The sequence below is a fragment of the Rhizobium sp. PAMB 3174 genome (assembly GCF_052908375.1).
In genome coordinates this window covers 1963337-1978909 of record NZ_CM128608.1, presented here as the reverse complement: position 1 = coordinate 1978909, position 15573 = coordinate 1963337, and the positions used below count along the sequence as shown (strand labels likewise).

The window sequence follows — 15573 nt, the reverse complement described above, 5'->3', positions numbered from 1 at the left end:
CAAAATGGCCCGCGAATATAAAATCGAAGACTACCGCAATTTCGGTATCATGGCGCACATCGACGCCGGCAAGACGACCACGACCGAGCGTATCCTTTACTACACCGGCAAGTCGCACAAGATCGGTGAAGTTCATGACGGCGCTGCCACCATGGACTGGATGGAGCAGGAGCAGGAGCGTGGCATCACGATCACGTCCGCTGCCACCACGACCTTTTGGAAGGGCCGTGACGGCAAGATGCGCCGCTTCAACATCATCGACACCCCCGGCCACGTTGACTTCACCATCGAAGTCGAGCGTTCGCTGCGCGTTCTCGACGGTGCCATCGCACTGCTCGACGCCAACGCCGGTGTTGAGCCGCAGACGGAAACCGTCTGGCGTCAGGCCGAGAAGTACCATGTTCCGCGCATGATCTTCTGCAACAAGATGGACAAGACCGGTGCTGACTTCTACCGCTCGGTCGAGATGATCAAGACCCGCCTCGGCGCGACGGCTGTTGTCATGCAGCTGCCGATCGGTGCTGAAGCCGACTTCAAGGGCGTCGTCGACCTGATCGAAATGAACGCGCTCGTCTGGCGCGACGAATCGCTCGGCGCTCAGTGGGACGTCGTGGAGATTCCGGACGACCTGAAGGAAAAGGCCGAAGAATATCGTGAAAAGCTGATCGAGACGGTTGTCGAGATCGACGAAGAAGCGATGGAAGCCTACCTGAACGGCGACATGCCGGACAACGACAAGATCCGCGCTCTCGTTCGTCGTGGCACGATCGACGTGAAGTTCCACCCGATGTTCTGCGGCACCGCCTTCAAGAACAAGGGCGTTCAGCCGCTGCTCGACGCTGTTGTCGAATACCTGCCGTCGCCGCTCGATATCCCGGCGATCAAGGGCGTTGACGTCAAGACCGAAGCCGAAATCGAGCGTCATGCCGATGACGACGAGCCGCTTTCCATGCTCGCCTTCAAGATCATGAACGACCCCTTCGTCGGTTCGCTCACCTTCGCCCGTATCTACTCCGGCAAGCTCGAAAAGGGTTCGTCGGTCATGAACACGGTCAAGGAAAAGCGCGAGCGCGTCGGCCGCATGCTGCAGATGCACTCCAACTCGCGTGAAGACATCGAAGAAGCCTTTGCAGGCGACATCGTTGCTCTCGCCGGCCTCAAGGAAACCACCACGGGTGACACGCTCTGCGATCCCCTGAAGCCGGTTATCCTCGAGCGCATGGAATTCCCCGAGCCGGTCATCCAGATCGCCATCGAGCCGAAGACCAAGGGCGACCAGGAAAAGATGGGCCTCGCGCTCAACCGCCTGGCAGCCGAAGATCCGTCCTTCCGCGTGAAGACGGATCACGAGTCGGGCCAGACGATCATTGCCGGCATGGGCGAACTGCACCTCGACATCATCGTCGACCGCATGCGTCGTGAGTTCAAGGTTGAAGCATCCGTCGGCGCGCCGCAGGTTGCCTATCGCGAAACCATCACCCGCACCCACGAAGAAGACTACACGCACAAGAAGCAGTCCGGTGGTACCGGCCAGTTCGCGCGCGTCAAGATCATCTTCGAACCGAACCCGGATGGCGAAGATTTCGTCTTCGAATCCAAGATCGTCGGCGGTGCTGTTCCGAAGGAATACATCCCGGGCGTTCAGAAGGGTATCGAAAGCGTTCTGTCTTCCGGTCCGCTGGCTGGCTTCCCGATGCTGGGCGTCAAGGCGACGCTCGTCGACGGTGCCTTCCACGACGTTGACTCCTCGGTCCTGGCATTCGAAATCGCCTCCCGCGCCTGCTTCCGTGAAGCAGCCAAGAAGGCCGGTGCCCAGCTCCTCGAGCCGATGATGAAGGTTGAAGTTGTGACGCCGGAAGATTACGTCGGTGACGTGATCGGCGACCTGAACTCCCGCCGTGGTCAGATCCAGGGTCAGGAAAGCCGTGGTGTTGCCGTTGTCATCAACGCCAACGTTCCGCTGGCCAACATGTTCAAGTACGTCGACAACCTGCGTTCGATGTCTCAGGGCCGCGCCCAGTACTCGATGGTCTTCGACCACTACGCACCGGTTCCGTCGAACGTTGCAACCGAAATCCAGGCGAAGTATTCCGGCCAGAAGTAATTGGCCGGACTACTAGAAACCAAATTGTAGGACATTCCCCCGTAAGAGGGGCAAATTGGAGAGCCGAAAATGGCAAAGAGCAAGTTTGAGCGCAATAAGCCTCACGTAAACATTGGCACGATTGGTCACGTTGACCACGGCAAGACGTCGCTGACGGCAGCGATCACGAAGTTCTTCGGCGAGTTCAAGGCGTACGACCAGATCGACGCTGCTCCGGAAGAAAAGGCTCGTGGCATCACCATCTCGACGGCCCACGTCGAGTATGAGACGGCCAACCGTCACTATGCGCACGTCGACTGCCCCGGCCACGCCGACTACGTCAAGAACATGATCACCGGTGCTGCCCAGATGGACGGCGCGATCCTGGTTTGCTCGGCTGCTGACGGCCCGATGCCGCAGACCCGCGAGCACATCCTGCTCGCCCGTCAGGTTGGCGTTCCGGCGATCGTCGTGTTCTTGAACAAGGTCGACCAGGTCGACGACGAAGAGCTCCTCGAGCTCGTCGAGCTGGAAGTTCGCGAACTTCTGTCGTCCTACGACTTCCCGGGCGACGACATTCCGATCGTCAAGGGTTCGGCTCTGGCTGCTCTCGAAGATTCGGACAAGAAGATCGGCGAAGACGCGATCCGCGCCCTGATGGCCGCTGTCGACGACTACATCCCGACGCCTGAGCGTCCGATCGACCAGCCGTTCCTGATGCCGATCGAAGACGTGTTCTCGATCTCGGGCCGTGGTACGGTTGTGACCGGCCGCGTCGAGCGCGGTATCGTCAAGGTTGGCGAAGAAATCGAAATCGTTGGCATCAAGCCGACGACGAAGACGACCTGCACCGGCGTTGAAATGTTCCGCAAGCTGCTCGACCAGGGCCAGGCCGGCGACAACATCGGCGCGCTGCTTCGCGGTGTCGACCGCAACGGCGTCGAGCGTGGCCAGATCCTGTGCAAGCCGGGTTCTGTCAAGCCGCACCGCAAGTTCAAGGCCGAAGCCTACATCCTGACGAAGGAAGAAGGCGGCCGTCATACGCCGTTCTTCACGAACTACCGTCCGCAGTTCTACTTCCGCACGACGGACGTGACGGGCATCGTGACGCTTCCGGAAGGCACGGAAATGGTCATGCCTGGCGACAACGTCACCGTTGACGTCGAGCTGATCGTTCCGATCGCGATGGAAGAAAAGCTGCGCTTCGCTATCCGCGAAGGCGGCCGCACCGTCGGCGCCGGCATCGTCGCTTCGATCGTCGAGTAATCGACGGACAAAGTCTCGGGGCAGGGGCCCAGAAGGGTCCCTGTCCTTGTTTGAATAAGAACAAAGATTCAAAACAGCCCTCTTTTGGTGAGGGCATGTTGAACAAGGACAAAACGTATGAACGGCCAGAATATCCGCATCCGCCTGAAGGCGTTTGATCACCGGATCCTCGATGCCTCCACGCGCGAAATCGTGTCGACTGCCAAGCGCACCGGCGCCTCCGTCCGTGGTCCGGTTCCGCTTCCGACGCGGATTGAAAAGTTCACGGTCAACCGTTCGCCGCACATCGACAAGAAGAGCCGCGAACAGTTCGAGATGCGCACCCACAAGCGTCTTCTCGACATCGTCGACCCGACCCCGCAGACGGTTGACGCGCTGATGAAGCTCGATCTGGCCGCCGGCGTCGACGTCGAGATCAAGCTCTAAGAATTCCGGCGAGAGCCGAAATTACAAGGAAGGTACGTGGCTTCGGCCAACGGCTTCTTAAAACGGGAAACCCGAAGGCGATAAGCCGGAGCGGAATCCTTAAACAAAGTGCCAAGGGACTGGCCGCAAATGCCTTTCCCTACTCGCAAGAGGAATGAACCAATGCGTTCAGGTGTGATTGCACAGAAAGTGGGAATGACCCGGGTCTACAACGACGCCGGCGAACACATTCCGGTAACAGTATTGCGCATGGACAGCTGCCAGGTTGTCGCACAGCGCACGAATGACAAGAACGGCTACACCGCAGTTCAGCTCGGTGCAGGCCATTCGAAGGTCAAGAACACGTCGAAGGCGATGCGCGGCAACTTTGCTGCTGCGAACGTTGAGCCCAAGGCGAAGCTCGTTGAATTCCGCGTCTCCGAGGACAACCTCATCGACGTCGGCACCGAGCTGACCGCCGCTCACTTTGCCGCTGGCCAGCTGGTGGACGTCACCGGCACCACGATCGGTAAGGGCTTCGCAGGTGCGATGAAGCGCCACAACTTTGGTGGTCTTCGCGCAACCCACGGCGTGTCGGTATCGCACCGTTCGCATGGTTCGACCGGTAACAACCAGGACCCGGGTAAGGTCTGGAAGGGCAAGCGCATGGCTGGTCACATGGGCCAGACCCGCGTCACCACCCAGAACCTGGAAGTCGTCTCCACCGACGCCGACCGCGGTCTGATCCTGGTCAAGGGTGCCGTTCCCGGCTCCAAGGGTTCCTGGATCATCGTGCGCGACGCCATCAAGTCGGCATCGAAGTAAGGGAGCCATTGATATGGAATTGAACGTCAAGACCCTCGAGGGAAAAGACGCCGGCAAGGTCTCCCTGTCGGATGCTATTTTCGGCCTCGATCCGCGTGAAGACATTCTTGCACGCGTCATCCGCTGGCAGCTCGCCAAGAAGCAGCAGGGCACGCACCAGACCAAGACCCGCGGCGAAGTTTCCCGCACCGGTGCGAAGATGTACAAGCAGAAGGGTACGGGCCGCGCTCGTCACCATTCCGCACGTGCACCGCAGTTCCGCGGCGGCGGTCGTGCTCACGGCCCGCAGACCCGCAGCCACGCTCACGATCTTCCCAAGAAGATCCGTGCTCTCGGCCTGCGTCATGCGCTGTCTGCCAAGTTCAAGGCTGAAGACCTGATCATCATCGACGATCTGGTCTCCAAGGAAGCCAAGACCAAGGCGCTGTCCGGCGTACTGGCGACGCTCGGCCTCGAAAACGCACTGATCATCGGTGGCGCCGAGCTCGACAACAACTTCAAGCTCGCAGCCCAGAACATCCCGAACATCGATGTTCTGCCGGTTCAGGGCATCAACGTTTACGACATCCTGCGCCGCGGCAAGCTCGTGCTCTCCAAGGCTGCTGTCGAAGCTCTGGAGGAGCGGTTCAAATGACTGATCTTCGTCACTACGATGTGATCCGCACGCCGGTCATCACGGAAAAGTCGACACTGGTTTCTGATAACAACCAGGTCGTATTCAACGTCGCCAAGGACGCCAGCAAGCCTGAAATCAAGGCAGCTGTCGAAGCGCTCTTCGGCGTGAAGGTCAAGGCTGTGAACACGCTCGTCCGCAAGGGCAAGACCAAGCGTTTCCGCGGCTTCTCCGGCAAGCAGTCGGACGTCAAGAAGGCAGTCGTCACGCTCGTTGACGGCCAGTCGATCGACGTCTCCACCGGCCTGTGAGGTAAAAGACAATGGCATTGAAAAGCTTCAACCCGATAACCCCGAGCCAGCGCCAGCTGGTCATCGTCGACCGTTCGGGCCTGTACAAGGGCAAGCCGGTCAAGACGCTGACGGAAGGCCTGACCTCCAAGGGCGGCCGCAACAACGCCGGTCGCGTCACCGCACGCTACAAGGGCGGCGGTCACAAGCGCACCTACCGCATCATCGACTTCAAGCGTCGCAAGTTTGAAGTAGAGGGCACGGTCGAGCGTCTGGAATACGATCCGAACCGCACCGCGTTCATCGCGCTGGTTTCCTACGCTGACGGCGAGCAGGCCTACATCCTGGCTCCGCAGCGTCTGGCTGCAGGCGACAAGGTCATCTCTTCGGAGAAGGGCGCCGACGTGAAGCCCGGCAACACCATGCCGCTTCAGTCGATCCCGGTTGGCTCGATCGTTCACAACGTCGAAATGAAGCCGGGCAAGGGCGGCCAGATCGCCCGTTCGGCTGGGACCTACGTCCAGCTCGTCGGTCGTGACCAGGGCATGGCGATCCTTCGCCTGAACTCGGGCGAGCAGCGTCTCGTTCCCGGCTCTTGCCTTGCAACCATCGGCGCTGTATCGAACCCCGATCACGGCAACATCAATGACGGCAAGGCCGGCCGTACTCGCTGGCGCGGCAAGCGTCCGCATGTTCGCGGCGTCGTCATGAACCCGGTCGACCACCCGCACGGTGGTGGTGAAGGCCGGACTTCCGGTGGTCGTCACCCGGTTTCCCCGTGGGGCAAGCCGACCAAGGGCAAGCGCACACGTTCGAACAAGTCGACCGACAAGTTCATCATGCGCTCGCGCCACCAGAAGAAGAAGTAAGAGAGGTAGTCTGATATGGCTCGTTCAGTATGGAAAGGACCGTTCGTTGACGGCTATCTTCTCAAGAAGGCTGAGAAGGTCCGCGATGGCGGTCGTCACGAAGTAATCAAGACGTGGAGCCGTCGCTCCACGATCCTGCCGCAGTTCGTCGGATTGACCTTCGGCGTCTACAACGGCAGCAAGCATGTTCCGGTTTCCGTCTCGGAAGAAATGGTCGGACACAAGTTCGGCGAATTCTCTCCGACCCGTACCTACTACGGTCACGGTGCCGACAAGAAGGCGAAGAGGAAGTAACGATGGGCAAGGCAAAAGCCGAACGCCGGCTGAAGGACAACGAAGCGCAGGCAGTTGCGCGCACGATCCGCGTCAGCCCCCAGAAGCTGAACCTGGTTGCCGCGATGATCCGCGGCAAGAAGGTCGAGCGCGCGCTGGCAGAACTCGAGTTCTCCCGCAAGCGGATCGCAGGCACGGTGAAGAAGACCCTCGAGTCTGCTATCGCCAACGCCGAAAACAACCACGATCTCGACGTGGACGCTCTGATCGTCGCCGAAGCCTATGTCGGCAAGTCGATCACCATGAAGCGCTTCCACGCCCGTGGCCGTGGCCGTGCATCGCGTGTTGAAAAGCCGTTCTCGCACTTGACGATCGTTGTTCGTGAAGTCGAAGAAAAAGGGGAGGCCGCATAATGGGTCAGAAAATCAATCCAATCGGTTTCCGCCTCGGCATCAACCGCACGTGGGATAGCCGCTGGTATGCAGACAATGCCGAATACGGCCAGCTGCTGCACGAAGACCTGAAGATCCGCGCCTACCTGATGAAGGAACTCAAGCAGGCTGGTATCGCCAAGGTCGTCATCGAGCGTCCGCACAAGAAGTGCCGCGTCACGATCCACTCGGCTCGCCCGGGTCTGATCATCGGCAAGAAGGGCGCTGACATCGAGAAGCTTCGCAAGAAGATCGCCGAGATGACCAGCTCCGAAACGCACCTCAACATTGTTGAAGTGCGCAAGCCGGAAACCGATGCCACGCTCGTCGCCCAGTCGATTGCTCAGCAGCTCGAGCGCCGCGTAGCATTCCGTCGCGCCATGAAGCGTGCCGTTCAGTCTGCGATGCGTCTTGGCGCCGAAGGCATCAAGATCACCTGCGCCGGCCGTCTCGGCGGCGCGGAAATCGCCCGTACTGAATGGTATCGTGAAGGTCGCGTTCCGCTTCATACGCTGCGCGCCGACATCGACTACGGCACGGCTGAAGCTGAAACCGCCTACGGTATCTGCGGCATCAAGGTCTGGATTTTCAAGGGCGAAATCCTTGAGCACGATCCGATGGCTTCCGAGCGCCGTGCGCTTGAAGGTGATAACCAGGGCGGCAACGCCGGCAATCGCCGCCGCGAAAACGCTTAATTCCGCGTTGCGCGTGGTAGAGATTTGGAGAATAGAAAATGTTGCAGCCAAAGCGTACGAAATACCGTAAGCAGTTCAAGGGCCGCATCCATGGCGTTGCCAAGGGCGGCACTGATCTGGCTTTCGGTGAGTTCGGCCTGAAGTCCCAGGAGCCCAACCGCGTCAACGCACGCGAGATCGAAGCGGCCCGCCGCGCGATCACGCGTCACATGAAGCGTGCAGGCCGTGTGTGGATCCGGGTGTTCCCTGATGTTCCGGTCACGAAGAAGCCTACCGAAGTCCGCATGGGTAAGGGTAAGGGCTCCGTCGAATACTGGGCAGCCAAGGTCAAGCCCGGCCGTATCATGTTCGAGATCGATGGTGTCAGCGAAGAGATCGCCCGCGAGGCGCTGCGTCTCGGCGCTGCCAAGCTTTCGGTCAAGACGCGCTTCATCCAGCGCATCGCAGAGTAAGGAACGAAAGCCATGAAAGCCGATGATGTTCGCGCTCTGAGCGCCGATCAGCTGAAAGATGAGCTTGCCAAGCTGAAGAAGGAGCAGTTCAACCTGCGCTTCCAGAAGGCGACCGGCCAGCTCGAAAAGTCTTCGCGCATCCAGGAAGTCCGCCGGGATATTGCACGCATTAAAACCATAGCCGCCCAAAAGGCGACTGAAGCCAAGGCCTGAAGGACCAATAACCATGCCGAAACGTATTCTGCAGGGTACTGTCGTCAGTGACAAGAATGACAAAACGGTAGTTGTCCGCGTTGAGCGCCGATTCGCTCACCCGCTGCTTCAGAAGACCGTTCGTCGTTCGAAGAAGTACAAGGCACACGACGAGAGCAACCAGTACAAGGTTGGTGATGTTGTTTCCATCGAGGAATGCGCACCGATCTCCAAGGACAAGCGCTGGACGGTGATTTCCGCCCAGGCTTAATCATCGGAATTTTCGCCAGGCCCTTGCGTCTGGCGTAGAATTCTGTATGAAGCACTGACTTGGCGCAAAGGACGCCCGTTTTGCGGGCGTCTTTTGCTTTGAATTTAGCGCAGGGCAGGTCCGTTTAGGATACCACCTTGGCAACTTTTCCCCGCGCGAAAAAACCAAGAGATTCGTTCATAAGCCGGCATAGGGGGCTTTGCGCCCAACCGTGCCGGTTACAACAAGAAGGCGACCTGACATGATTCAGATGCAAACAAACCTCGACGTGGCGGATAATTCCGGCGCACGTCGTGTCATGTGCATCAAGGTGCTGGGCGGCTCCAAGCGCAAGTACGCTTCCATCGGCGACATCATTGTCGTTTCGGTCAAGGAAGCGATCCCGCGCGGCCGCGTCAAGAAGGGTGACGTGATGAAGGCGGTAGTCGTTCGCACCGCCAAGGACATCCGTCGTCCGGACGGCAGCGTTATCCGCTTCGATACCAACGCAGCAGTTCTTATCGACAACAAGAAAGAGCCAATCGGCACCCGTATCTTCGGACCGGTTCCGCGCGAACTCCGCGCCAAGAGCCATATGAAGATCATCTCGCTGGCTCCGGAAGTACTGTAAGGAGCGATGGCTATGCAGAAGATCAAAAAAGGCGACAAGGTTGTCGTTCTGACCGGTAAGGACAAGGGTCGTACCGGTGAAGTAATCCAGGTAATGCCGAAGGACGACCGCGCAGTCGTTCGTGGCGTCAACGTCGTCAAGCGCCACCAGCGCCAGACGCAGACCCAGGAAGCCGGCATTGTTTCCAAGGAAGCGTCGATTCATCTGTCGAATCTCGCGATCGCCGATCCCAAGGACGGCAAGCCGACCCGCGTTGGCTTCAAGGTCGAAGGCGACAAGAAGGTCCGCTTCGCCAAGCGTTCGGGAGAATTGATCGATGGCTGATAACAAGTATGAGCCGCGGCTGAAGGCCGAGTACGTCAGCCGCATCCGCAAGGCGCTGATGGAGCAGTTCTCCTACGACAACGAAATGCAGATCCCGAAGCTTGAAAAGATCGTGATCAACATGGGCGTTGGCGAAGCGACTGCTGATTCGAAGAAGCCCACGATTGCTGCCGCCGACCTGGCCGCCATTGCTGGCCAGAAGCCGGTCATCACACATGCACGCAACTCGATCGCCGGCTTCAAGGTTCGTGAGAACATGCCGATCGGCGCCAAGGTGACGCTGCGCGGCACCCGCATGTACGAGTTCCTCGATCGTCTCGTGAACATCGCTCTTCCGCGCGTTCGCGACTTCCGCGGTCTGAACCCGAAAAGCTTTGACGGCCGTGGCAACTTCGCCATGGGCATCAAGGAGCACATTGTGTTCCCTGAGATCAACTACGACAAGGTTGATCAGATGTGGGGCATGGACATCATCGTTTGCACGACGGCCAAGACCGACGACGAAGCTCGGGCTCTTCTGAAAGAGTTCAACTTCCCGTTCCGTCAGTAACCGTAACGACGAGCGTAGAGAAGGAACACCGATATGGCGAAAGTCAGCGCAGTTGAAAAGAACAAGCGCCGCCGCAAGACGGTCGCCCAGCAGGCAGCCAAGCGCGCCGGCCTGAAGGCGATCATCATGAACCAGGATCTTCCGATCGAAGACCGGTTCAAGGCCACCCTCAAGCTGGCAGAATTGCCGCGCGACGGGTCCAAGACACGTATCCGCAACCGTTGCGAAGTCACCGGTCGCCCGCGGGCATTCTATCGTAAGCTCAAGATGTCGCGTATTGCGCTTCGCGAGCTGGGCAACCTCGGCAAGGTGCCGGGCGTCGTCAAGTCGAGCTGGTAAGGAGACGGGCACATGGCTATGACTGATCCTTTGGGCGATATGCTCACCCGTATCCGCAACGGCGCCGCCCGCAAGAAGTCGTCGGTTTCGACCCCGGCTTCCAAGCTGCGCGCCCGCGTGCTCGATGTCCTGCAGGCTGAAGGCTACATCCGTGGCTATTCGGAAGTGCAGTTCGAAAACGGCAAGTCCGAGCTTTCGATCGAGCTGAAGTACTACGAAGGCGCTTCCGTTATCCGTGAGATCGGACGCGTATCCAAACCGGGCCGCCGAGTTTACGTCTCGGTTAAGTCCATTCCGCAGGTCGCGAACGGTCTCGGCATCACCATCCTTTCGACTCCGAAGGGTGTGATGGCTGATCACCAGGCTCGCGAACAGAATGTTGGTGGTGAGGTTCTGTGCTCCGTCTTCTAAGGCGGCGCATAGATCTCCATAGCGAAACAGACAGGATTTAAAATGTCTCGTATCGGTAAAAAACCCGTTCCGGTTCCTGCGGGCGTGACCGCCTCGGTCGACGGCCAGAAGGTTACCGCGAAGGGCCCTAAGGGCGAACTCTTCTTCGTTGCTAATGACGAAGTCGCCCTCAAGCTGGAGGACAACAGCGTTGTCGTCACTCCGGTCAACCAGAGCAAGGATGCTCGTTCGAAGTGGGGCATGTCCCGCACGATGATCGAGAACATCTTCCGCGGCGTCAAGGACGGCTTCGAGCGCAAGCTCGAAATCAACGGCGTCGGCTACCGTGCATCCATGCAGGGTTCCAACCTGCAGCTGGCGCTCGGCTTCAGCCACGACGTCGTCTACGAACCGCCGAAGGGCATCACGCTTGCCTGCCCGAAGCCGACGGAAATCGTCGTCACCGGCATCGACAAGCAGATCGTCGGCCAGGTTGCCGCCGAGATCCGCAGCTACCGCGGCCCCGAGCCCTACAAGGGCAAGGGCGTCAAGTATGCCGAGGAGCGGATTGTCCGCAAAGAAGGCAAGAAGAAGTAAGGAACACGCGAAATGGCTAGCAGGAAAGAATCCCTCCAGCGTCGCGCCAGCCGCGTGCGTCGCCAGCTCAAGAAGGTGGCCAACGGCCGTCCGCGCCTGTCGGTTCATCGCTCGTCGAAGAACATCTACGCACAGGTCATCGATGATGTTGCAGGCCACACGCTTGCAGCTGCTTCCACTCTGGAAGCCGATCTGCGCAAGGACCTCAAGACCGGCGCCGACACCTCGGCTGCTGCCGTCGTCGGCAAGCTCCTTGCTGAGCGTGCCGTCAAGGCAGGCGTCAGCGAAGTTGTCTTCGACCGTGGCGCTTTCATCTATCACGGCCGCATCAAGGCACTCGCCGATGCAGCCCGTGAAGGTGGCCTGAGCTTCTGATTAGGTTTCTGCCCGGCCTCCAGTCGAGGCCGGGCAGTTTCGGGCATACGCCCACTCACTAACCCGGGCCGTGCCGACCCCCTTATGCGTAAGGGGAGGTGGGGTCTAATTGCATATCTGCCGATTGCACCCGGAAAAGAAAAAGGAACAGGACAATGGCACAGGAAAAGCGTGGCTCGCGCGAGGATCGCCAGAGCCGTGAAGAACGCGATAGCGAATTCGTCGACAAGCTGGTCGCGATCAACCGCGTCGCAAAGGTTGTTAAGGGTGGCCGTCGCTTCGGCTTCGCTGCTCTCGTCGTCGTCGGCGACCAGAAGGGCCGCGTAGGCTTTGGTCACGGCAAGGCACGTGAAGTGCCGGAAGCCATCCGCAAGGCGACCGAATCCGCCAAGCGCGACATGATCTTCGTACCGCTGCGAGACGGCCGTACGCTGCACCATGACGTTCACGGCCGTCACGGCGCCGGCAAGGTTCTGCTGCGCGCTGCCAAGGCTGGTACCGGCATCATCGCCGGCGGCCCGATGCGCGCCGTCTTCGAAACGCTCGGCATGCACGACGTCGTTGCAAAGTCGACCGGTTCGTCGAACCCGTACAACATGGTTCGCGCCACGTTCGACGCCCTGAAGCATCAGGTTCATCCGAAGGATGTTGCTGCTCAGCGCGGTCTCAAGTACGCAACCCTGCAGGCTCGCCGCGTTGCAGCCGGCATTGCCTCTGAAGAATAAGGGGAGACTTGACCATGGCCAAGAAGCCCGCAGAGAAGAAGATGCTGACCGTCGAACAGATCGGCAGCCCCATCCGCCGCCCGGAAGTCCAGCGCAAGACGCTGATCGGCCTGGGCCTCAACAAGATGCACCGCCGCCGCCAGCTGGAAGATACCCCGTCTGTTCGTGGCATGATCCGCGCTGTGCAGCATCTCGTTCGCATCGTCGACGAGAAGTAAGCCGGAGGATTGATCGATGAAACTGAATGAAATCAAAGACAACGAAGGCGCAACCAAGTCGCGCAAGCGTATCGGCCGCGGCATCGGCTCGGGCACCGGCAAGACCGGTGGCCGCGGTGTAAAGGGTCAGAAGGCGCGTTCGGGTGTAGCCGTCAACGGCTTCGAAGGCGGCCAGATGCCCATCTACCGCCGTCTGCCGAAGCGTGGCTTCAACAACATCTTCGCTTCCGAGTTCGCTGAAGTATCGCTCGGCCGCCTCCAGGCAGCCGTCGACGCCGGCAAGCTCGATGCCAAGAAGACCGTTGATGCCGAAGCCCTGAAGGCTGCTGGCGTGATCCGTCGCACCAAGGATGGCGTTCGCGTCCTCTCCGACGGCGAACTGAAGGCCAAGCTTTCGATCGAAGTCGCCGGCGCCTCCAAGGCTGCCGTCGAAAAGATCGAAAAGGCCGGTGGCTCGATCAAGCTTCTCTCTGCAGAAGTTGCTGAATAAACAATTTGCGAAGTTATCGCCCGGGGTGCTTCACACCGGGCGATTTTGCTCTCATATAAGAGCCTCACAATTCCGGTCGCGATGATGTTGCATTATTGGACCGGGCACAAACGGAAAACGAGGGTGAGGCGTTTGGTTGCGTTGCAATCCGTCCTTGGCTTTGCTTTCTGGAATGTCATGAAGACTGAGTCTCGACCCCTCTGAGGACAGAGGCGTGAGGCGAAGTCGCGCGGAGATATGCATGGCTTCTGCAGCTGAACAACTGGCTTCGAACCTGAACTTTTCGACCTTCGCCAAGGCCGAGGATCTGAAAAAGCGCCTCTGGTTCACCCTGGCGGCACTCCTTGTCTATCGTCTTGGCACGCACATCCCGCTTCCGGGCATCAATCCCGGCGCCTATGCGGCGGCTTTCCAGGGCCAGTCCAACGGCATTCTCGGACTCTTCAACATGTTTTCGGGCGGCGCGGTCCAGCGCATGGCGATCTTCGCGCTCGGCATCATGCCCTACATTTCCGCGTCGATCATCGTGCAGCTGCTGACCTCGGTCATTCCGACTCTGGAAAACCTGAAGAAGGAAGGCGAGCAGGGCCGCAAGATCATCAACCAGTACACCCGTTACGGCACGGTTATTCTCGGCACGCTGCAGGCCTATGGCATCGCGGTCGGCCTCGAGAACGGCAACGGTCTGGTCAACGATCCGGGCATGTTCTTCCGTATTTCCACCGTCATCACGCTCGTTGGCGGCACCATGTTCCTGATGTGGCTCGGTGAGCAGATCACCTCGCGCGGCATCGGCAACGGCATTTCGCTGATCATCTTCTCCGGTATCGCAGCCGGCCTGCCGACCGCCGTCGTCAACCTGCTCGAACTCGGCCGCACCGGCTCGCTGTCGACCGGCATCATCCTGTCCGTCCTCGTCGTCGGCATCCTGGTCATCGCCCTGATCGTCTTCATGGAACGCGCCCAGCGCCGGCTGCTGATCCAGTATCCGAAGCGACAGGTCGGCAACCGCATGTTCCAGGGCGACACCTCGCACCTGCCGCTGAAGCTCAACACGGCGGGCGTCATCCCGGCGATCTTCGCGTCCTCGCTGCTGTTGCTGCCCGCGACGCTCGCAGGCTTCTCCGGGTCGTCCGACATGCCCGACTGGGCGACGCGCACCATCGCGCTGCTCGGCCACGGCCAGCCGCTCTACATGGTGCTGTATGGTGCCCTGATTGCGTTCTTTGCATTCTTCTACACGGCGATCGTCTTCAACCCGTCCGATACCGCCGACAATCTCAAGAAGCACGGTGGCTTCATCCCTGGCATCCGTCCCGGCGAGCGCACCGCTGAATACATCGATTTCGTTTTGACACGCATCACCGTCGTCGGCGCGATCTATTTGGTGTTTGTTTGCATTCTTCCGGAAATTCTCGTGTCTCAGACGGGTGTACCGCTCGCTCTCGGCGGAACGTCGCTTCTGATTATTGTCAGCGTGACCCTCGATACGGTAGCACAGATCCAGGGGCACCTTATTGCCCAGCAGTATGAAGGCATGATCAAGAAGTCGAAGTTGCGTGGAGGAAAGAGGGGACGATGAGACTTATTCTTTTGGGGCCGCCGGGTGCAGGGAAGGGGACCCAGGCCCACCGTATCGTGGAAAAGTATGGCATTCCCCAGCTTTCCACCGGTGACATGCTGCGTGCGGCGGTTGCCGCAGGTACGGAAGTCGGTAAGAAGGCGAAAGCCGTCATGGACGCCGGCAACCTTGTCTCCGACGATATCGTGATCGCCATTGTGTCCGAGCGAATCGATCAGGACGATTGTTCCAAGGGCTTCATTCTCGACGGCTTTCCGCGGACGCTTGTCCAGGCGGATGCGACCGAGAAGATGCTTGCCGCCAAGGGCCTCGACATTTCGGCCGTCATCGAGATTCGCGTCGACGACGCCGTTCTCGCCGACCGAATCGCCGGCCGCTACACCTGCGCGACCTGCGGCACCGGCTATCATGACGAAAACTTGAAGCCCGCCGTCGAAGGCGTTTGCGACAAGTGCGGTGGCACGACCTTCAAGCGTCGTCCCGACGACAACCGCGAGACGGTCCGCACGCGCCTGCAGGCCTACTACAAGGAAACCTCGCCGCTGATCGGCTATTACTATGCCAAGGGCAAGCTGAAGGGCGTCGACGGCATGAAGGATATCGACGCGGTCAGCGCCGACATCGAAGCCATTCTGTCCGCTCTCTGATTTCACGGGGAAGTCGGCAGGAAAATAAACTTGGCGGGGCCGGTTGCTTTTGGCCGCTGAT

At 59.6% G+C, this 15573-nt stretch carries 25 protein-coding genes; all 25 read left to right on the top strand.

Features of this window, described 5'->3' with window-relative positions; all coding sequences use genetic code 11:
• Positions 1–4 precede the first annotated feature (4 nt).
• Positions 5–2104: an elongation factor G gene (gene fusA, locus ACU5AY_RS09445; RefSeq protein WP_446828855.1), complete on the top strand. Its 2100-nt coding sequence runs from the start codon at positions 5–7 to the stop codon at positions 2102–2104.
• 69 nt (positions 2105–2173) lie between these two features.
• Complete coding sequence (gene tuf, locus ACU5AY_RS09440; protein WP_446828854.1) at positions 2174–3349, top strand: elongation factor Tu; 1176 nt, start codon at positions 2174–2176, stop codon at positions 3347–3349.
• Positions 3350–3466: 117 nt separating this feature from the next.
• Positions 3467–3775, top strand: coding sequence for a 30S ribosomal protein S10 (rpsJ, locus tag ACU5AY_RS09435; protein ID WP_003547547.1), 309 nt, complete (start codon positions 3467–3469; stop codon positions 3773–3775).
• A 162-nt stretch (positions 3776–3937) separates the two neighbouring features.
• Entirely contained in the window at positions 3938–4579 is a 642-nt protein-coding gene (gene rplC, locus ACU5AY_RS09430; RefSeq protein WP_261930352.1) for a 50S ribosomal protein L3, read from the top strand.
• Between the two features lie 13 nt (positions 4580–4592).
• Positions 4593–5213 carry a 50S ribosomal protein L4 gene (gene rplD / locus ACU5AY_RS09425; RefSeq protein ID WP_446824487.1) on the top strand — a complete coding sequence of 207 codons (621 nt, stop codon included), beginning with the start codon at positions 4593–4595 and terminating at the stop codon, positions 5211–5213.
• On the top strand, positions 5210–5503 hold the full coding sequence (locus tag ACU5AY_RS09420) for a 50S ribosomal protein L23 (protein WP_261930350.1): 294 nt from the start codon (positions 5210–5212) through the stop codon (positions 5501–5503). The genes rplD and ACU5AY_RS09420 overlap by 4 nt, the downstream gene beginning before the upstream one ends.
• An 11-nt stretch (positions 5504–5514) precedes the next feature.
• Entirely contained in the window at positions 5515–6351 is an 837-nt protein-coding gene (gene rplB, locus ACU5AY_RS09415; protein WP_446824486.1) for a 50S ribosomal protein L2, read from the top strand.
• Positions 6352–6366: 15 nt separating this feature from the next.
• Positions 6367–6645: a 30S ribosomal protein S19 gene (rpsS, locus tag ACU5AY_RS09410; protein WP_261930348.1), complete on the top strand. Its 279-nt coding sequence runs from the start codon at positions 6367–6369 to the stop codon at positions 6643–6645.
• Positions 6646–6647: 2 nt separating this feature from the next.
• On the top strand, positions 6648–7037 hold the full coding sequence (gene rplV / locus ACU5AY_RS09405; protein WP_446824485.1) for a 50S ribosomal protein L22: 390 nt from the start codon (positions 6648–6650) through the stop codon (positions 7035–7037).
• The gene (gene rpsC / locus ACU5AY_RS09400) at positions 7037–7750 is read left to right on the top strand and encodes a 30S ribosomal protein S3 (RefSeq protein WP_446824484.1); all 714 of its coding nucleotides are present in this window, start codon (positions 7037–7039) and stop codon (positions 7748–7750) included. Before rplV ends, rpsC begins: the two co-directional genes overlap by 1 nt.
• Positions 7751–7788: 38 nt before the next feature.
• On the top strand, positions 7789–8202 hold the full coding sequence (gene rplP, locus ACU5AY_RS09395) for a 50S ribosomal protein L16 (protein ID WP_446824483.1): 414 nt from the start codon (positions 7789–7791) through the stop codon (positions 8200–8202).
• 12 nt (positions 8203–8214) lie between these two features.
• The gene (gene rpmC / locus ACU5AY_RS09390) at positions 8215–8415 is read left to right on the top strand and encodes a 50S ribosomal protein L29 (RefSeq protein WP_261930344.1); all 201 of its coding nucleotides are present in this window, start codon (positions 8215–8217) and stop codon (positions 8413–8415) included.
• Positions 8416–8428: 13 nt separating this feature from the next.
• A complete protein-coding gene (rpsQ, locus tag ACU5AY_RS09385; RefSeq protein ID WP_446824482.1) occupies positions 8429–8665 on the top strand; it encodes a 30S ribosomal protein S17 in 237 nt (78 codons plus the stop codon).
• Positions 8666–8906: 241 nt separating this feature from the next.
• Complete coding sequence (rplN, locus tag ACU5AY_RS09380) at positions 8907–9275, top strand: 50S ribosomal protein L14 (RefSeq protein ID WP_261930342.1); 369 nt, start codon at positions 8907–8909, stop codon at positions 9273–9275.
• A gap of 12 nt (positions 9276–9287) precedes the next feature.
• Positions 9288–9599 carry a 50S ribosomal protein L24 gene (gene rplX / locus ACU5AY_RS09375; RefSeq protein WP_261930341.1) on the top strand — a complete coding sequence of 104 codons (312 nt, stop codon included), beginning with the start codon at positions 9288–9290 and terminating at the stop codon, positions 9597–9599.
• Positions 9592–10149, top strand: a complete 558-nt coding sequence (rplE, locus tag ACU5AY_RS09370) for a 50S ribosomal protein L5 (RefSeq protein ID WP_446828853.1) — start codon at positions 9592–9594, stop codon at positions 10147–10149. Before rplX ends, rplE begins: the two co-directional genes overlap by 8 nt.
• 33 nt (positions 10150–10182) lie before the next feature.
• On the top strand, positions 10183–10488 hold the full coding sequence (gene rpsN, locus ACU5AY_RS09365) for a 30S ribosomal protein S14 (RefSeq protein ID WP_261930339.1): 306 nt from the start codon (positions 10183–10185) through the stop codon (positions 10486–10488).
• 12 nt (positions 10489–10500) lie between these two features.
• Positions 10501–10899 carry a 30S ribosomal protein S8 gene (gene rpsH / locus ACU5AY_RS09360; protein ID WP_446824480.1) on the top strand — a complete coding sequence of 133 codons (399 nt, stop codon included), beginning with the start codon at positions 10501–10503 and terminating at the stop codon, positions 10897–10899.
• Between the two features lie 42 nt (positions 10900–10941).
• Complete coding sequence (gene rplF, locus ACU5AY_RS09355; RefSeq protein ID WP_261930337.1) at positions 10942–11475, top strand: 50S ribosomal protein L6; 534 nt, start codon at positions 10942–10944, stop codon at positions 11473–11475.
• A 12-nt stretch (positions 11476–11487) separates the two neighbouring features.
• A complete protein-coding gene (gene rplR, locus ACU5AY_RS09350) occupies positions 11488–11850 on the top strand; it encodes a 50S ribosomal protein L18 (RefSeq protein ID WP_446824478.1) in 363 nt (120 codons plus the stop codon).
• Between the two features lie 155 nt (positions 11851–12005).
• On the top strand, positions 12006–12575 hold the full coding sequence (gene rpsE, locus ACU5AY_RS09345; protein WP_261930335.1) for a 30S ribosomal protein S5: 570 nt from the start codon (positions 12006–12008) through the stop codon (positions 12573–12575).
• A 14-nt stretch (positions 12576–12589) separates the two neighbouring features.
• Positions 12590–12793: a 50S ribosomal protein L30 gene (gene rpmD / locus ACU5AY_RS09340; RefSeq protein WP_261930334.1), complete on the top strand. Its 204-nt coding sequence runs from the start codon at positions 12590–12592 to the stop codon at positions 12791–12793.
• Between the two features lie 16 nt (positions 12794–12809).
• Positions 12810–13283 carry a 50S ribosomal protein L15 gene (gene rplO / locus ACU5AY_RS09335; protein WP_446828852.1) on the top strand — a complete coding sequence of 158 codons (474 nt, stop codon included), beginning with the start codon at positions 12810–12812 and terminating at the stop codon, positions 13281–13283.
• 241 nt (positions 13284–13524) lie between these two features.
• Positions 13525–14865, top strand: coding sequence for a preprotein translocase subunit SecY (gene secY / locus ACU5AY_RS09330; protein WP_446824476.1), 1341 nt, complete (start codon positions 13525–13527; stop codon positions 14863–14865).
• A complete protein-coding gene (locus ACU5AY_RS09325; RefSeq protein ID WP_446828851.1) occupies positions 14862–15512 on the top strand; it encodes an adenylate kinase in 651 nt (216 codons plus the stop codon). Before secY ends, ACU5AY_RS09325 begins: the two co-directional genes overlap by 4 nt.
• The last annotated feature ends 61 nt before the right edge of the window (positions 15513–15573 follow it).

Bases quoted from the DNA above. Each gene is read 5' to 3' on its own strand.
- rpsC (WP_446824484.1), top strand. From the start codon at position 7,037: ATGGGTCAGAAAATCAATCCAATCGGTTTCCGCCTCGGCATCAACCGC.
- rplC (WP_261930352.1), top strand. From the start codon at position 3,938: ATGCGTTCAGGTGTGATTGCACAGAAAGTGGGAATGACCCGGGTCTAC.
- rplB (WP_446824486.1), top strand. From the start codon at position 5,515: ATGGCATTGAAAAGCTTCAACCCGATAACCCCGAGCCAGCGCCAGCTG.
- rplR (WP_446824478.1), top strand. From the start codon at position 11,488: ATGGCTAGCAGGAAAGAATCCCTCCAGCGTCGCGCCAGCCGCGTGCGT.
- tuf (WP_446828854.1), top strand. From the start codon at position 2,174: ATGGCAAAGAGCAAGTTTGAGCGCAATAAGCCTCACGTAAACATTGGC.
- rpmC (WP_261930344.1), top strand. From the start codon at position 8,215: ATGAAAGCCGATGATGTTCGCGCTCTGAGCGCCGATCAGCTGAAAGAT.
- rplV (WP_446824485.1), top strand. From the start codon at position 6,648: ATGGGCAAGGCAAAAGCCGAACGCCGGCTGAAGGACAACGAAGCGCAG.
- rpmD (WP_261930334.1), top strand. From the start codon at position 12,590: ATGGCCAAGAAGCCCGCAGAGAAGAAGATGCTGACCGTCGAACAGATC.
- rpsH (WP_446824480.1), top strand. From the start codon at position 10,501: ATGGCTATGACTGATCCTTTGGGCGATATGCTCACCCGTATCCGCAAC.
- rplD (WP_446824487.1), top strand. From the start codon at position 4,593: ATGGAATTGAACGTCAAGACCCTCGAGGGAAAAGACGCCGGCAAGGTC.
- rplX (WP_261930341.1), top strand. From the start codon at position 9,288: ATGCAGAAGATCAAAAAAGGCGACAAGGTTGTCGTTCTGACCGGTAAG.
- rpsN (WP_261930339.1), top strand. From the start codon at position 10,183: ATGGCGAAAGTCAGCGCAGTTGAAAAGAACAAGCGCCGCCGCAAGACG.
- rplE (WP_446828853.1), top strand. From the start codon at position 9,592: ATGGCTGATAACAAGTATGAGCCGCGGCTGAAGGCCGAGTACGTCAGC.
- ACU5AY_RS09420 (WP_261930350.1), top strand. From the start codon at position 5,210: ATGACTGATCTTCGTCACTACGATGTGATCCGCACGCCGGTCATCACG.
- rpsJ (WP_003547547.1), top strand. From the start codon at position 3,467: ATGAACGGCCAGAATATCCGCATCCGCCTGAAGGCGTTTGATCACCGG.
- fusA (WP_446828855.1), top strand. From the start codon at position 5: ATGGCCCGCGAATATAAAATCGAAGACTACCGCAATTTCGGTATCATG.
- rpsQ (WP_446824482.1), top strand. From the start codon at position 8,429: ATGCCGAAACGTATTCTGCAGGGTACTGTCGTCAGTGACAAGAATGAC.
- ACU5AY_RS09325 (WP_446828851.1), top strand. From the start codon at position 14,862: ATGAGACTTATTCTTTTGGGGCCGCCGGGTGCAGGGAAGGGGACCCAG.
- rplN (WP_261930342.1), top strand. From the start codon at position 8,907: ATGATTCAGATGCAAACAAACCTCGACGTGGCGGATAATTCCGGCGCA.
- rpsE (WP_261930335.1), top strand. From the start codon at position 12,006: ATGGCACAGGAAAAGCGTGGCTCGCGCGAGGATCGCCAGAGCCGTGAA.
- rpsS (WP_261930348.1), top strand. From the start codon at position 6,367: ATGGCTCGTTCAGTATGGAAAGGACCGTTCGTTGACGGCTATCTTCTC.
- secY (WP_446824476.1), top strand. From the start codon at position 13,525: ATGGCTTCTGCAGCTGAACAACTGGCTTCGAACCTGAACTTTTCGACC.
- rplF (WP_261930337.1), top strand. From the start codon at position 10,942: ATGTCTCGTATCGGTAAAAAACCCGTTCCGGTTCCTGCGGGCGTGACC.
- rplO (WP_446828852.1), top strand. From the start codon at position 12,810: ATGAAACTGAATGAAATCAAAGACAACGAAGGCGCAACCAAGTCGCGC.
- rplP (WP_446824483.1), top strand. From the start codon at position 7,789: ATGTTGCAGCCAAAGCGTACGAAATACCGTAAGCAGTTCAAGGGCCGC.